This window comes from Neobacillus sp. NRS-1170, from assembly GCF_050468025.1.
The window spans coordinates 27915-43468 of record NZ_JBITPF010000013.1; the positions used below are offsets into that span (position 1 = coordinate 27915).

Sequence of the window (15554 nt, forward strand, 5' to 3'; positions counted from 1 at the left end):
ATTCCATGCATATGAAAAACATCCTAATAAAGTCTTTCATTTTAATTTCTGTTTTCATTATGCCGTTGTCATTTGTAAAAACTGATGAGGCGAATGCATTTACCAGGCAAGTAATCCAACAAGGAGCTGTTGGAGAAGATGTTATTGAACTTCAGGCAAGGCTCCAGTATTTAGGCTATTATAATGGTCAAATTGACGGAGTTTTTGGATGGAGTACCTATTGGGCGTTACGGAATTTCCAATATGAATTCGGTTTGCCAATTGATGGTTTAGCAGGGACAACAACTAAGAATAAACTGGCAAAGGCATCCAAGTATAATGAGTATTTTGTTAAAACTAATTTAAATAAGGGAAAAAAATTTACTCATTATGGCGGAGTAGACCAAAGCAAACAAGTTGCCCCAAATAAAAAAGCACCGGCTAATAATACACAAACTAACAAGGAAGCACCAAAGGCAACACCAAAAGCAACACCCAATGCAACACCCAAAGCATCACCAAAGGCAGTAAGAGAGGCTGCACCTAAAAAGGGAACAGCAACACCAAAAGCAGCACCTAAAAAGCCGACAGCTGCCAATACTCCTAATGGTTTTTCACAAAATGATATTCGCCTAATGGCGAATGCGGTCCATGGGGAGTCAAGGGGCGAGCCATATATTGGCCAGGTTGCAGTGGCTGCTGTCATCTTAAATAGAGTAAATAGTGCAAATTTCCCAAATACAGTATCGGGAGTAATTTTTGAACCGGGAGCTTTTACTGCTGTTGCTGATGGGCAAATTTGGCTTACACCGAATGAATCTTCAAAGAAAGCGGTCATCGATGCCATTAATGGCTGGGATCCTACAGGTGAAGCATTATATTATTTTAATCCTGCTACGGCAACAAGCGGATGGATTTGGGGCAGGCCGCAAATCAAACAAATTGGGAAGCATATTTTTTGCAAGTAGAGAGGTGAGTAAAATTGATAAGAGGTATATTAATAGCAATCCTTGCAGTCGGAGTCGCTGGAACTGCATATTGGGGCTATCAGGAACATCAAGAAAAAAATGCGATTCTTTTAAATGCTGAAAATAACTATCAACGGGCGTTCCATGATCTTTCCTATCAAATGGATTTATTGCATGACAAGATTGGGACAACGCTGGCAATGAACTCAAGGCATTCCTTATCACCATCATTAACGGAGGTATGGAGAATCACGTCAGAAGCACATAGCGATGTCGGCCAGCTCCCATTAACATTATTGCCTTTTAACAAAACAGAAGAGTTTTTAGCGAATATAGGTAACTTTAGCTATCGAACAGCCGTAAGAGATTTGGATAAGGAACCATTGTCTGATAAAGAATATGAAAACTTAAAGGTTCTTTATAAACAGTCGGGGGACATTCAGAATGAACTTCGAAATGTCCAGCATTTGGTTTTAAAAAATAACTTGCGCTGGATGGATGTTGAGCTGGCGCTTGCTTCTGGAAAAGAGCAAACGGACAATACCATTATTGATGGTTTTAAAACGGTGGAGAAAACTGTGACAGGGTTTGATGAAACCAATCAAGGGCCAACGACTGTGAACTTTCAAAAAAAGGATGAAAATTACAAAAAGATACAAGGCAAAACCATATCGCGCAAAGATGCCGTAACGATTGCCAAAAAATATATGAATTTTGACGGAAATGCCAAAGTAAAAGTAACAGAAAATGGAAAAGGGTCTGATTATGGCTTTTACAGTGTGTCCATGAAAAATCCGGATTCTGGTCAGGAAGCAAGTATGGATATTACTAAAAAGGCTGGACATCCAATTTGGTTTATTAACAACCGGGACATTAAGAAACAGGTTTTAAGCTTAAATGACGCTACCAATAAGGCACAAAACTTTTTAAAGGAAACGGGTTTTAAAGACTTAGAGCTTTTTGAAAGCACGCAATACGATAATATAGGTGTTTTCAATTTTGTTACGAGTGTCAACGGGCTAAGGGTTTACCCTGAATCCGTTAAGGTGAAAGTGGCTCTCGATAACGGAGATATAATGGGTGTTTCTGCTGAGGATTATTTAAAATCCTTCCAAACTAGAAAAATCGATAAGCCGGTAATTTCACTACAACAAGCACGTTCTAAAGTAAATCCGAAATTAAAGGTGATGGAAGATAGGCAGGCCGTAATTCTAAACGATCTCAATGAAGAAGTGACATGTTATGAGTTTCTTGGAACAATGGGCAATGATACCTACCGTATCTTTATTAATGCAAAAGATGGTAAAGAAGAAAAAGTGGAAAAACTGAAAAATGCCGAAGCAATATATGAAGATGTGTTATAAGGATAAGCAGACGCTTATCCTTTTTTTCATAGAATAAAAAAATTATCAAATCCAATAATAGAGGTAACTGAAAGTTGGAGTGGTGTTTTTGGAAAAGGTAGAAAGAATTTTAGCCAAGATAATTATTATTCAATTTATATTTCTGTTCCTATCACAACTAATTTTTCATCAATTCGATGCCCTTCCGCAAATAAAACAATTAACAAAATATGAAGGTGTTAATAAGAATACCTTTACAGAAATTATTCAAACCTTACAAGGGCAAAAATAAAAGCAGGGAAACCTGCTTTATTTTTATGAATTTAAATAGTAAAAAAAAGAAGCATTTCTATATCTTATGGTAAAATAAAAAGAAGACAGCTTATGAGAAATCATGATTGCATTTAGGAGGATTTATGAACAAGAAACTATCTATCGCAATTGACGGCCCTGCTGCAGCTGGGAAGAGTACTGTAGCTAAAATTGTCGCTGAAAAATTAGGTTATATATATATCGATACAGGTGCAATGTACAGGGCATTAACATATAAGGTAATTGCAAACAATCTTAATCTTGAAGAAGAGGATTCTTTATTAAAAATGCTTATGTCGACGAGTATCGAGCTTTTTCCTTCAGAGCGCGGACAATTAGTATATTTGGACAAACAGGATGTAACTGATGCGATTCGTTCTTCAGAAGTAACAAATTCCGTTTCCATCGTTGCAAAACATCAACTAGTCCGTGAAGAAATGGTAAAAAGGCAGCAAGCCTTTGCAATCGGTGGCGGCGTTGTCATGGATGGACGTGACATCGGTACCCATGTTCTGCCAAATGCTGAAGTAAAAGTGTTCTTGCTGGCTAGTGTAGACGAAAGAGCTGAAAGGCGGCATCAAGAAAACCTTCAAAAGGGTTTTCCATCAAATTTAGATCAATTAAAAGTAGAAATAGCACGAAGAGATAAAATCGACTCAGAAAGAGCAATTGCACCTTTGAAAAAAGCCGATGATGCTATTGAAATCGACACAACCTCTTTGGCGATTCCTGAAGTTGTAGAAAAAATTATGACTCTGGTGCACGAAAGGGTTGGAAAAGTGTGACGTTTTATACTTTTGCAAAATCAGTTGCATATGGGATTTTTAAACCTTGGTACAGGGTAGAAGCCATAGGAAAAGAAAATATCCCAAAGGAAGGCGGGGTCCTTCTTTGCTGCAATCATATTAATAATTTTGATCCAATTGTATTGGGAATCATGGCTCCTCGTCCTGTCCACTATATGGCGAAGGAAGAGTTATTTAAAGTCCCTGTGCTAGGTGAAGTTGTTCGAAAATGTAATGCCTTTCCAGTAAAAAGAGGGATGAGCGATCGAGAAGCTTTAAGAAAAGGATTAGGTGTTTTAAAGGATGGACATGTTTTAGGTCTTTTTCCAGAAGGGACTAGAAGTAAGACCGGTGAATTGGGGAAGGGCTTAGCCGGAGCCGGATTTTTTGCCCTAAAGACTGATGCAGCCGTTGTTCCTTGTGCAATTATTGGTCCGTATAAAAGCTTAAGAAAGCTAAGGGTCGTTTATGGACAACCGATTGCAATGGACGAAGCCAGAAATACAAAGGCTTCTGCTGAACAGGTTACTGAATTAATTATGTCAGAAATTCATAAACTGATTAAAGAGCATCAATAGGTATTGCTTGACAAAAAAGACTATTTGTAAGAAGTTTATAAAAAGAGATTTTTTTTTGAAAATTCATATGGTTTATTATATGTGGTGTATACTGTGTGGTATCCACCGAATCATATATAGATTTTGCAGTTAATGGATTAAGGAGGAATACATATGTCGGAAGAATTAAATCAAGTAGAAGTGAAAAGCTTTGAAGTTGGGGACAAAGTAACAGGACAAGTCACTAAAGTTGAAGAAAAGCAGGTATATGTCGACATTCAAGATAGTAAACTTGATGGGATAATCCCAATTAGTGAGCTTTCCAGCCTTCATATTGAAAAAGCATCTGATGCTGTCCAGGAAGGTAACACTCTTGAATTAGAGGTATTAAAGGTGGAAGAGGAAGCATTAATTCTTTCCAAAAAGAAAGTTGATGCTTTAAATGCATGGGATAGCTTAGAAAAGCAATACCAAAACGGCGAAGTAATAGAAACAGAAGTTAAGGATGTTGTAAAAGGCGGTCTTGTTGTCGACCTTGGTGTCCGCGGTTTTGTACCTGCATCCTTAGTTGAAGCTTATTTTGTAGAAGATTTCACTGATTATAAAGGGCGCAACCTAACCTTTAAAATTGTGGAACTTGATAAGGAAAAGAACCGTTTGATTCTTTCCCACCGTGCAGTTGTGGAGGAGGAAAAAGGTAAACAAAAACAAAATCGTTTAGGTTCCCTTCAGGTTGGCCAAATTATTGACGGCACAGTTCAAAGAATTACCGATTTTGGTGCATTTGTCGACATTGGCGGAATAGATGGTCTTGTTCATATTTCCCAATTATCCTATGAACATGTTGGTAAACCAACAGATGTTGTTCATGAAGGTCAAAAAGTCCAAGTTAAGGTTCTTAGCGTTGATCGTGATAATGAAAGAATTTCATTGTCTATTAAAGAAACGCTTCCTGGACCTTGGTCAAATATTAATGAAAAAGCACCTAAAGGAAGTGTTTTAACTGGCACAGTCAAAAGATTAGTTTCTTATGGTGCTTTTGTAGAAGTATTTCCTGGTGTAGAAGGCCTTGTTCATATCTCCCAAATCGCGCATAAGCACATTGGCACACCTCACGAAGTACTAAAAGAAGGGCAAGAAGTAAAGGTTAAGGTTCTTGATACAAATGAACAGGACCAACGTCTATCTTTAAGTATTAAAGATCTTCTCGAAAAAGAAGTTGAGGAAAACCTTGATTATGAACTTCCTGAAGAGTCAAAAGGATTTCAGCTCGGCGAAGTCATTGGCGATAAATTAAAGAATCTAAGAAAATAATGGTGATTAGAAGTGTCTAGATCTGAACGTAAATGGGACCACATTCGCTTTGCCCTCGAAAATGGGCAAGACCGTTCATCCGCTTTTGAAAATATTAAGTTTATTCACCAAAGCTTACCGAATATAAATGTGCTCGATGTTCGATTAGCCCACAAAATTGGCGAACTTTATTTAAGTTCGCCAATTTTTATCAATGCAATGACAGGCGGCGGCGGTGAAAAAACCTATCGAATAAATAAAGAGCTCGCAATGGTTGCGAAGGAAAAAGGGCTTGCCATGGCTGTTGGCTCCCAAATGGCTGCGTTAAAGGATAAATCGCAAAAATATACATATGAAGTAGTTCGAAAAGAAAATCCTGACGGTGTTCTCCTTGCTAATTTGGGAAGTGAAGCGACACCAGATGAAGCGAAATCCGCCATTGATATGATTGAAGCAAATGCTATCCAAATTCACCTAAATGTGATTCAAGAACTTACGATGCCTGAGGGTGACCGTGACTTTACGGGTGCTTTAAAGAGAATTGAAGCGATTGTAAAGAGCGTGCAAGTTCCGGTTGTAGTAAAAGAGGTAGGATTTGGAATGTCGATGGAAACAGTAAGATTTCTAAAATCTATAGGTGTGGCTGTGGTCGATGTTGGCGGATTTGGTGGAACGAATTTTGCAGAAATAGAAAATAAGCGCAGAGAAAGATCACTTTCTTTCTTTACGGAATGGGGTATTCCTACGCCTATCTCTATCATTGAAGCATCATCAGTATCGAATGATATTTCCATCATTGGTTCTGGGGGATTTACTAACGGGATTGAGATGGTAAAGGGCTTAGCAATCGGAGCCGATGCGATTGGAATTGCAGGCTATTTCTTACGAATTCTTGTTGACCATGGGGTAGATTGCTTAATGAATGAACTTGAAAATCTTCATAAAGAAATGATCATGATAATGACTGCCCTTGGGGCAAGGACGATTTCAGATTTAAAAAGAATTCCGCTAATTATCACTGGTGAAACCTGCCATTGGTTAAATCAAAGAGGAATTGATACAAGAACATTTAGCCAAAGGTCCATTTAAAAAGCTCTCGCACCCGCGAGAGCTTTTTAGTTTAAAAGAAGGTATTAATTTAGACTCGAGAATTGTCCAGCTCCAGCGACTAGTTCCTCGAGGTTTCTAGTCGGGGCTGACAAAGGCGCTTCCGCTTTTCTTATTTATCTTTTACCATCATTCAAACCCCGTGCTTCCTCAGGGCCTGATAATTTTGTTGCACCAGGATAGTGCAAAGCCTGATCACGATCTGATTCAACCCTTCTGCTTGCCTTTAACTTTTTTTCTTGGCGGTCTTTTCCCAATATCCACACCTCCTCTTTTTAAGATGAATCACGACTGAAAATATTATGCGAACAAGTATGAAAGTACATAAGTATTACCAATAATGAAAATAATAGGAGGTGTGTGTAGTGGAAGGGACTATGTTTTATTGGATTTATTGGACGTTTTGGGTGTATTTAACCTTTATAATGGAAAAGCAAAACCCATATCGTTTAAAACTTTCTGCAATTGTTCTCATTGTTATTATCTTTTCAAATTATCATTTCTTCATTGGCAGCATGGAAATATATAGTAGTGGTTTAATATTATTAATTTTTTCCTATTTATTTTTAGGACAAGAAAAACTTGGCGCACTACTCTACCTGTTTGTTGGATCTTTAATCGTTTCAATTGCTTATGTGACCTTCCATTTATTTGAGATTTTTGATCCAGTTTGGATTATTTTCAAAAAGGAATGGATGATGGGTATTGTGATTGGCTATTTAGCCATTCTTTTGCAAAAGAACTTAAAAGGGCGGTTATTAATAGTCATTTGCGGGACAATGCAGGGAGAATTTTTATATGCATTTATTTTAAGTAAATACGATTTTCCTTATCCCATCGGTGCATTTGCTTATCTAGATGCATGTTCTTTAATTGCTGGATTGCTGGCCAGCTGGAGTATTCTTGAAAATTCTGGAACCATCTTCCAAAATCATTTTCACTTTTTTGAAAAAGCAAAACAAAAATCATCGTGAAATCGAAACTTCTTAAGCTTTTCATTGCGGGAAAGCTTTAACATTTGTTAAACTATTGAAGTTAGACCCTTCTAAACAAAGAAGGGTTTATTTCTTCGTATTAGTCAATTCATTTGTTAAAAGAATAAATGAACAGTTTAGATTCTTAATATAAGGAAAGAAAGGATGGCGATCATAATGGTGAAACCTGTTATTGCCATTGTTGGACGACCCAACGTTGGAAAGTCTACGATTTTTAATCGAATAGTCGGGGAACGAGTTTCCATCGTTGAGGATATTCCCGGAGTAACACGCGATCGGATTTATAGTTCTGGAGAATGGTTAACACATGAATTTAATGTAATCGATACTGGAGGTATCGATATTGGCGATGAACCATTTTTAGAGCAAATCCGCCAGCAGGCTGAAGTAGCAATTGATGAAGCTGATGTAATTATCTTCTTAGCCAATGGAAGAGAAGGAGTAACTGCAGCTGATGAAGAAGTTGCAAAAATTTTATACAAATCAAAAAAACCGATTGTACTAGGAGTTAATAAAATCGATAATCCAGAAATGCGTGAACAAATTTATGATTTCTATGCGCTTGGTTTTGGTGAACCTATTCCGGTTTCAGGTTCTCATGGCTTAGGACTTGGGGATCTATTGGATGAGGCAGCAAAACACTTTCCAAAAAATAAGCAAATGGATTACGATGAAGATACGATTAAGTTTTCCTTAATCGGCCGACCGAACGTTGGGAAATCTTCCTTAGTGAATGCTATTCTTGGTGAAGAGCGAGTAATCGTCAGTAATGTCGCTGGGACAACACGTGATGCCGTCGATTCTCCATATACGTACAATGGTCAAAAATATGTCATAATAGATACAGCAGGGATTCGAAAAAAAGGAAAAGTGTATGAGAGTACTGAAAAATATAGTGTACTCCGTGCACTAAGAGCAATAGAAAGATCAGATGTTGTTCTTGTTGTCATTAATGCCGAAGAAGGAATTATTGAACAGGATAAGAAGATTGCCGGTTATGCCCATGAGGCAGGACGAGCAGTTGTCATTGTCGTAAATAAGTGGGATGCTATTGAAAAAGATGAGAAGACCATGAACGAGCTTGAGCAAAAAATTAGGGATCATTTCTTATTCCTTAGCTATGCTCCTATTGTGTTTTTATCTGCAAAAACGAAAAAACGAATCCATACTCTCCTTCCGATGATTAATACGGCGAGTGAAAACCATGCACTGAGGGTTGAAACGAGTGTATTAAATGACATTATAATGGATGCGGTTGCTATGAATCCTACTCCAACTGACAAAGGTAGACGTTTGAAAATTTATTATACAACCCAAGTAGCTGTAAAACCTCCAACCTTTGTTGTATTTGTGAATGAACCTGAATTACTGCATTTTTCTTATGAGCGCTTTTTAGAAAATAGGATAAGAGATGCTTTTGGATTTGAAGGAACACCAATCAAAATTTATGCAAGAGAAAGAAAATAATGATGAGGTGGTGTGATGGCCATGCAAGAAAAAAAAGAAGCTATAGCTGTGTTAGGGGCAGGGAGCTGGGGAACAGCACTTGCAATGGTATTAGCCGATAATTCTCATGAAGTCCGTCTATGGAGCCATAAAGAAGACCAGGTAAAGGAAATAAATGAAAATCATACAAATAAAAAGTATTTGCCTGGAATTGACTTGCCAGAACAAATTGTTGGGTATGCTTCTTTAAGTGATGCGTTGATTGGAATAGAAACTGTCATTTTGGCGGTTCCAACTAAAGCTATTCGAGAGGTTTTAGGGAAAGTCCGTGCTGTTTTAACAGGCCCCATTACGATTGCGCATGTCAGCAAAGGAATTGAACCGGATTCTTTATTGCGCATTACTGAAATGATTAAAGAAGAAATGCCTGATGAGCATTTAAATGACGTCGTTGTTCTTTCAGGACCTAGTCATGCTGAAGAAGTAAGCCTGCGCCATCCTACAACAGTTACAGTTGCATCGGAAAATATGGATGCTGCAGAAAAAATCCAGGATCTTTTTATTAATCACAATTTCCGTGTATATACAAATTCTGATGTAATTGGCGTTGAAATTGGTGGTGCCCTAAAGAATATCATTGCCCTTGCTGCAGGTATTACCGACGGACTTGGATATGGTGATAATGCCAAAGCTGCTCTTATGACAAGAGGATTAGCTGAAATTGCACGTCTAGGTACAAAAATGGGAGCAAATCCCCTCACATTTTCCGGATTAGCTGGAATCGGCGATTTAATTGTTACCTGTACAAGTGTGCATTCTAGAAACTGGAGAGCCGGAAATTTGTTAGGTAAAGGAAAAACGCTGGAAGAGGTACTTGACAGTATGGGGATGGTTGTGGAAGGTGTCAGGACGACCAAAGCGGCCTATCAGCTGGCCCAAAAATATGAGGTCAAAATGCCAATTACAACTGTCCTTTATGATGTTCTTTTTAATGGGAAAGAAGCAAAAGATGCAGTTGATGTTTTAATGGCACGTGGAAGAACACATGAAATGGAAGATTTAGTTAACGTTTTAGATGAAAGAAACTTTGAAAACTAAAAATGTGCTTTTTCAAAAAGAAAATAGGCATTAGATGATACGCTTTTTACCTTCTTTGCATACAATGCAACGAAGTAACTTGGTAGTATGACGCCTGGAGTATGGGTTATTTAGTCCAGTAGACTGAAGTAAAGAAATCGCCCCTCTTTACTTCAGTTTTTTTATTTTTCATGAATTGGCCAAGCTATGGTATAATAACTTTCGAAAAAAAGGGGGAATTATGTTTGTCACCAGGAATGTTAAAAATGTGGATTTCAATTGCGGGCATGGCTCTGATGTTCCTTGCCATTATCACCATATATTTCAGCAGATATAAGCTTAAGGGCATATTTCGGGTCTTTTCAGCCATTCTTGCGTATATATTTATGATTATTGCTGGACTTACGCTTCTTATCGTTTTCTTCACATAATTGATCAAATACATAATATAAAGGTGATTGTCATGAAATGGAAAGTCCATGGTTTATTTTTTGTCCTTATTGTTTTTTTATTATCTGGTTGTATGTATCCCAAAGAAGAATTAGCAAAGAATCAAATCCCATATAAAGACCAAATCCAAGCGGTTCAAACAGCTGTAAATGATTTTAAAAAAGATAATGGCGGCATTCTTCCGATCAAAACAAAGGAAGCTGAAACTCCCATATATCAAAAATATCCAATTGATTTCAAAAAAATTACACCAAAATATCTTCCGGAGCCTCCGGGAAATGCTTATGAAAGCGGCGGGATTTTCCAATACGTGCTTGTGGATGTAGAAACCAATCCAACTGTTAAGTTATTGGATTTAAGAATAACAGAAACAATCCGTGATATTAATTTAAGAATTAAAGCCAAGGGCTACCCGCCCTATAAAGATCAAATTGCTAAAAATGTGTTTTCTTTGGATTATAAAAAGCTAGGGTATGAGAAGGCCCCTTACGCTGTTAGTCCATTTACAAATCAAAATCTCTCCTTTGTCATAACTGGCAATGCTGAAGTAATTGTGGATTACCGGCCCGACCTTTTTCAGGCCCTTCAAAAGACGGACAAACAGCCAAATCCAGGAGAGGATATCCGCTCAATCCTGGTAAAAGATTCGATGTTTGTTCCTGCCTATTCCTTGCCGTATACTGTTGATGAAACAACAAAGGAGCCTGTATTCCTTGAAAAATAAGATTATCTAGCTCCAGCGCCCAGGAAAAAATGAACTGCATTTTTCCTTTGTTCAAGCCACTTCCGCTTTTAAAAATTGTCATAACCCTTTTCCTATGAAATATATTTTAGGAGAAGGGTTTTTTTGCATAAAAAATTACGATATGGCATTTAGCCCATATCCGTGACTATAGATAGAAACCCTCCATAAATTCAAACGTTCAGACACTACAGATAGTTAATTAAATTGTGGAATTTATAAGAAGGGGGTAAAAATTTTTTTGAAAAGAGTCATAACAGGATAGGACAACGTCATAAACATATACTGTCCAAAAATACCTAAATGGATGAAATTATCCCACTTTACTCAATGATCGGGAGGGGATCACTTGGAAAAGGTCGACTTATTTAAAGATATTGCCGAAAGAACAGGCGGCGATATTTATTTAGGAGTAGTAGGAGCAGTACGAACAGGAAAATCGACGTTTATAAAAAAATTTATGGAGCTCGTTGTTTTACCGAATATACACAGTGAAGCAGAAAGGTCCCGGGCACTCGATGAACTTCCGCAAAGCGCTGCTGGGAAAACCATCATGACAACAGAACCGAAATTTGTACCAAATCAGGCGGCTACTGTTCATGTTGATGAGGGCTTAAATGTGAATATTAGGCTTGTGGACTGCGTCGGCTATACGGTTCCGGGTGCAAAGGGTTATGAAGATGAAAATGGGCCAAGGATGATTAATACTCCATGGTATGAAGAGCCAATCCCATTCCATGAAGCAGCAGAAATTGGCACGAGAAAAGTAATCCAAGAGCATTCCACGATTGGGGTTGTTGTAACAACCGATGGGTCTATTGGCGAAATCCCTAGAAGCAATTACATTGAAGCAGAGGAAAGAGTCATCGAAGAGCTGAAGGAAGTAGGAAAACCATTTATTATGGTGGTAAACAGTGCACAGCCTTACCATCCAAGTACAGAAACATTAAGATCAAGTTTATCTGAAAAGTATGATATTCCTGTCATCGCGATGAGTGTTGAAAGCATGCGGGAAAGTGATGTTCTCAATGTCCTTCGCGAAGCACTCTATGAATTCCCAGTTCTTGAGGTGAATGTAAATCTTCCAAGCTGGGTCATGGTGTTAAGAGAAAATCATTGGCTTCGTGAAAGTTATCAAGAAGCAGTTAAGGAGACGGTAAAAGATATCAAGAGATTAAGAGATGTGGATCGTGTGGTGCAGTCATTCAGTGAGTTTGAATATATTGAAAGAGCTGGGCTCGCCGGGGTTGAAATGGGTTCAGGTATTGCTGAAATCGATTTAATCGCACCTGATGAATTATATGATGATATTTTAAAAGAAATCGTCGGAGTTGAAATTAGAGGTAAAGATCATCTTTTGGAGCTTATGCAGGATTTCGCTCATGCAAAAGGAGAGTACGATCACATTGCCGACGCCTTAAAGATGGTGAAGCAGACTGGATACGGTATTGCCTCTCCTACACTTTCTGATATGAGCCTTGAGGAGCCAGAAATTATTCGCCAGGGTGCCCGCTTTGGAGTGAGATTAAAGGCTGTAGCACCTTCGATTCATATGATAAAAGTCGATGTTGAATCAGAGTTTGCCCCAATTATTGGCACAGAGAAGCAAAGCGAGGAGCTTGTCCGCTACTTAATGCAGGACTTTGAGGATGACCCGCTGTCCATTTGGAACTCAGATATTTTTGGCCGCTCCTTAAGCTCTATTGTCCGCGAAGGAATTCATGCAAAGCTTTCCTTAATGCCGGAAAACGCCAGATATAAATTAAAAGAAACATTAGAAAGAATTATAAACGAAGGATCTGGCGGTCTAATTGCCATCATCCTTTAAGCTGTGGACTCCCAACCTGGAGTCTTTTTTTTGTCTTTGTCTTTGTCTTTGTTAAAGGCAAATCAACAACTTAGTTTATTAGGGCCTCTATTTTTCGCTAAAAATATGGAATATTAGCCCAGTAAAGTAGAATTTTGTAGAACGAAAGAAAAGATTACCATAATTTCATGAAATGTTCTTGCTATGCGGTTTTGATTATGATAATCTTTTAACAGAATTACGTTATAGTGCTTGAAACCTTTATTTCATAAGGTTTTTTATTAAAAAAATAGATTTAAGCCACAAAAAGAGGCTAATTTGTATAACTTTAGTAAGAAAACCTTGCTATGACGTATAGAAATTAGAAAAATTGTTTAGAAATGTAGATAAGTAATCTTATTTACGAATCTTGATAATTTCTTTGGGAGGAGGTGAATGGCATGAACAAGACAGAACTTATTAATGCAGTAGCTGAAGCTAGCGAGCTTTCTAAGAAGGACGCTACAAAAGCAGTTGATGCTGTTTTTGATGCGATTTTAGATGCTTTAAAAAATGGTGATAAAGTCCAATTAATCGGTTTTGGTAACTTTGAAGTACGTGAGCGCGCTGCGCGTAAAGGTCGTAACCCACAAACAGGTGATGAGATCGAAATCGCTGCTAGCAAAGTACCAGCTTTCAAACCAGGTAAAGCGCTTAAAGACGCAGTAAAATAATTACATAAATTTATTGCTTTAAGCGAACGCTTAAGAGCTAAGGTCATGGTGAAATCCCATGGCCTTTTTCTATTTTTTGCTTGAAGTTTACTGATTATGCTAATATGTATTTGTCATTTTATTTTTGACGGATATAGGAGGAATTCAGTATGACAGAAGTGAACCGTGCCCAAATTGAAGAGGCGGTACGTTTGATATTAGAAGCTATTGGTGAAGACCCAAATCGAGAAGGACTGCTTGATACACCTAAACGTGTGGCAAAAATGTATGAAGAAGTATTCAGTGGATTAAACGAGGATCCAAAAGTTCATTTTGAGACTATCTTCAGTGAGGATCACGAAGAGTTAGTTTTGGTGAAAGATATTCCGTTTTATTCAATGTGTGAACACCATTTAGTCCCCTTCTTTGGTAAAGCCCATGTGGCGTATATTCCGAAAAATGGACGTGTTACAGGCTTAAGTAAATTAGCTAGAGCGGTAGAGGCAGTTGCAAAAAGACCACAGCTCCAAGAAAGAATTACAGCCACGATAGCGGACAGCATGATGGAGAAATTAGAACCGCATGGCGTTATGGTTGTAGTGGAAGCAGAGCATATGTGTATGACGATGCGCGGCGTGAAAAAGCCTGGTTCAAAAACTGTTACAACCGCCGTACGTGGAAATCTTGCCGATGATTCCATTGCCCGTTCAGAAGTACTTTCGTTAATTAAATATTAAGTAGTCAAAATTAGGGGTGTTAATGTGGAAAAGCGCAATTCACAAAATAGTGAGTATGTGGTTATTAAGGCGCTTGATGATGGTGTCAGCGTAATCGGTTTAACGCGAGGGTCAGATACAAGATTTCATCATTCAGAGAAGCTTGATAAAGGTGAGGTTTTAATCGCCCAATTTACCGAGCATACTTCGGCAATAAAAATAAGGGGAAATGCAACAATACTTACCCAATATGGCCAAGTAGAAAGCGAAATGAAGAAATAAGCAAGACTATTTCCTATTAATTTGTGAATTCCTGCTCAGTACACGTCTTTTGTGTTATAATCATGTTTGGCTTGTTTTTATAATAAAAAGATTCTTTTTCATACTTTGGGACATGAATTTTACTTTGCGGATAGGAAATAAGAATACATATAGATATATTACTTCGGGGAAGCAAGGGTGATTAGAATGCAAGATATTCAACAAAAATTTACAGTTATTCTAGAGAAGGTTGAAAAAAATGTTTTTGATGCATTCTTGCACAAATATATTAATATTCCGGTGATTGACGAGGATAAGCTGCTTATCCTTATATCTATCATGGACCGTCTGAACCTCTCTTTCAGTGAATTAGAAAACTATGCATTGTCCACCATGTTAATCCAAATCGCCCTTGATACCCATGAACATATTATAAATTCACCTGAGGCCGAAAAAAGCCGTCAGCTCACTGTTTTAGCTGGAGATTATTTTAGTGGTTTATATTATAAGCTTCTCGCGGATTCAGAAGATATTTTGATGATCAAAGCCCTTTCCAAAGGGATTAAAGAAGTAAATGAGCATAAGATATCTGTCTATCATCATGAATCTGAGGGAATTGAAAAGGTAATGGCAAGTATTAAGGTGGTCGAAAGTGCATTACTTGCTAAACTATCTGAATATTTTAAAGTCGATTTGTGGAATGATTTCATTGCTAACCTTTTCTTTTTTAAACGGCTTCTTAAGGAAAAAAGGCATTTTGAACAAAAAGAAGGCTCAGTCTTATTCGATGCTTTGAAAAGAATAATTTTTCCAATGAATGAATTTAAGATTAAAGAATTATCAAATGAGCAGCAAAGGCAGTTATTGAAAATAGTTGATCATTATCTTGAACTTTCAAAAAAAGTCATCGAAAAAGGGCTCCTGCAGCTTCCTTACTTAAATGATTTACTTGAAAAAAGAATTAACATTTTGTTGAACCAGCACAAGCCATATGCCAAAACTTTTGTGGAAGAAGGTTAAATAT

Annotated in this window: 18 protein-coding genes; 17 read left to right on the top strand and 1 reads right to left on the bottom strand. The window is 37.7% G+C overall.

Annotated elements, in window-relative coordinates; all coding sequences use genetic code 11:
- The first annotated feature begins 5 nt into the window (after positions 1 to 5).
- The 7 genes from sleB (at position 6) to fni (ending at position 6326) form a co-directional block, all read left to right on the top strand.
- On the top strand, positions 6 to 947 hold the full coding sequence (gene sleB / locus ACIFOT_RS05115; RefSeq protein ID WP_430062525.1) for a spore cortex-lytic enzyme: 942 nt from the start codon (positions 6 to 8) through the stop codon (positions 945 to 947).
- A gap of 14 nt (positions 948 to 961) precedes the next feature.
- Positions 962 to 2311, top strand: a complete 1350-nt coding sequence (gene ypeB / locus ACIFOT_RS05120) for a germination protein YpeB (protein WP_430062528.1) — start codon at positions 962 to 964, stop codon at positions 2309 to 2311.
- Between the two features lie 82 nt (positions 2312 to 2393).
- Positions 2394 to 2582, top strand: a complete 189-nt coding sequence (locus tag ACIFOT_RS05125; RefSeq protein WP_430062531.1) for a DUF5359 family protein — start codon at positions 2394 to 2396, stop codon at positions 2580 to 2582.
- Positions 2583 to 2706: 124 nt separating this feature from the next.
- A complete protein-coding gene (cmk, locus tag ACIFOT_RS05130; RefSeq protein WP_430062534.1) occupies positions 2707 to 3387 on the top strand; it encodes a (d)CMP kinase in 681 nt (226 codons plus the stop codon).
- Positions 3384 to 3965 (top strand): lysophospholipid acyltransferase family protein, encoded by a 582-nt coding sequence (locus ACIFOT_RS05135; RefSeq protein ID WP_430062537.1) that lies wholly within the window; start codon positions 3384 to 3386, stop codon positions 3963 to 3965. Before cmk ends, ACIFOT_RS05135 begins: the two co-directional genes overlap by 4 nt.
- Positions 3966 to 4118: 153 nt before the next feature.
- A complete protein-coding gene (gene rpsA, locus ACIFOT_RS05140; RefSeq protein WP_430062540.1) occupies positions 4119 to 5258 on the top strand; it encodes a 30S ribosomal protein S1 in 1140 nt (379 codons plus the stop codon).
- Positions 5259 to 5270: 12 nt separating this feature from the next.
- Positions 5271 to 6326 (top strand): type 2 isopentenyl-diphosphate Delta-isomerase, encoded by a 1056-nt coding sequence (gene fni, locus ACIFOT_RS05145; protein WP_430062543.1) that lies wholly within the window; start codon positions 5271 to 5273, stop codon positions 6324 to 6326.
- A 134-nt stretch (positions 6327 to 6460) separates the two neighbouring features.
- Here the strand turns inward: fni and ACIFOT_RS05150 are convergent, their stop codons facing one another.
- Positions 6461 to 6601: a YpzI family protein gene (locus tag ACIFOT_RS05150; RefSeq protein ID WP_066257239.1), complete on the bottom strand. Its 141-nt coding sequence runs from the start codon at positions 6599 to 6601 to the stop codon at positions 6461 to 6463.
- Between the two features lie 108 nt (positions 6602 to 6709).
- Between ACIFOT_RS05150 and ACIFOT_RS05155 the strand changes: the two genes are divergently transcribed.
- From ACIFOT_RS05155 to ACIFOT_RS05200, 10 genes are all read left to right on the top strand, one after another.
- Complete coding sequence (locus ACIFOT_RS05155) at positions 6710 to 7318, top strand: YphA family membrane protein (RefSeq protein ID WP_430062546.1); 609 nt, start codon at positions 6710 to 6712, stop codon at positions 7316 to 7318.
- 177 nt (positions 7319 to 7495) lie between these two features.
- The gene (gene der / locus ACIFOT_RS05160; RefSeq protein ID WP_430062549.1) at positions 7496 to 8806 is read left to right on the top strand and encodes a ribosome biogenesis GTPase Der; all 1311 of its coding nucleotides are present in this window, start codon (positions 7496 to 7498) and stop codon (positions 8804 to 8806) included.
- 21 nt (positions 8807 to 8827) lie between these two features.
- Complete coding sequence (locus ACIFOT_RS05165) at positions 8828 to 9883, top strand: NAD(P)H-dependent glycerol-3-phosphate dehydrogenase (RefSeq protein WP_430062772.1); 1056 nt, start codon at positions 8828 to 8830, stop codon at positions 9881 to 9883.
- Positions 9884 to 10107: 224 nt separating this feature from the next.
- On the top strand, positions 10108 to 10293 hold the full coding sequence (locus tag ACIFOT_RS05170; RefSeq protein WP_430062552.1) for a DUF2768 domain-containing protein: 186 nt from the start codon (positions 10108 to 10110) through the stop codon (positions 10291 to 10293).
- A 32-nt stretch (positions 10294 to 10325) separates the two neighbouring features.
- Positions 10326 to 11036, top strand: a complete 711-nt coding sequence (locus tag ACIFOT_RS05175; RefSeq protein WP_430062555.1) for a hypothetical protein — start codon at positions 10326 to 10328, stop codon at positions 11034 to 11036.
- Between the two features lie 367 nt (positions 11037 to 11403).
- The gene (spoIVA, locus tag ACIFOT_RS05180; protein WP_430062558.1) at positions 11404 to 12882 is read left to right on the top strand and encodes a stage IV sporulation protein A; all 1479 of its coding nucleotides are present in this window, start codon (positions 11404 to 11406) and stop codon (positions 12880 to 12882) included.
- A gap of 419 nt (positions 12883 to 13301) precedes the next feature.
- Positions 13302 to 13574, top strand: a complete 273-nt coding sequence (locus ACIFOT_RS05185) for an HU family DNA-binding protein (protein WP_007084878.1) — start codon at positions 13302 to 13304, stop codon at positions 13572 to 13574.
- A 149-nt stretch (positions 13575 to 13723) separates the two neighbouring features.
- Complete coding sequence (gene folE / locus ACIFOT_RS05190; protein ID WP_430062562.1) at positions 13724 to 14290, top strand: GTP cyclohydrolase I FolE; 567 nt, start codon at positions 13724 to 13726, stop codon at positions 14288 to 14290.
- A gap of 24 nt (positions 14291 to 14314) precedes the next feature.
- The gene (gene mtrB, locus ACIFOT_RS05195; protein ID WP_430062565.1) at positions 14315 to 14551 is read left to right on the top strand and encodes a trp RNA-binding attenuation protein MtrB; all 237 of its coding nucleotides are present in this window, start codon (positions 14315 to 14317) and stop codon (positions 14549 to 14551) included.
- Between the two features lie 186 nt (positions 14552 to 14737).
- A complete protein-coding gene (locus tag ACIFOT_RS05200) occupies positions 14738 to 15550 on the top strand; it encodes a heptaprenyl diphosphate synthase component 1 (protein ID WP_430062568.1) in 813 nt (270 codons plus the stop codon).
- The last annotated feature ends 4 nt before the right edge of the window (positions 15551 to 15554 follow it).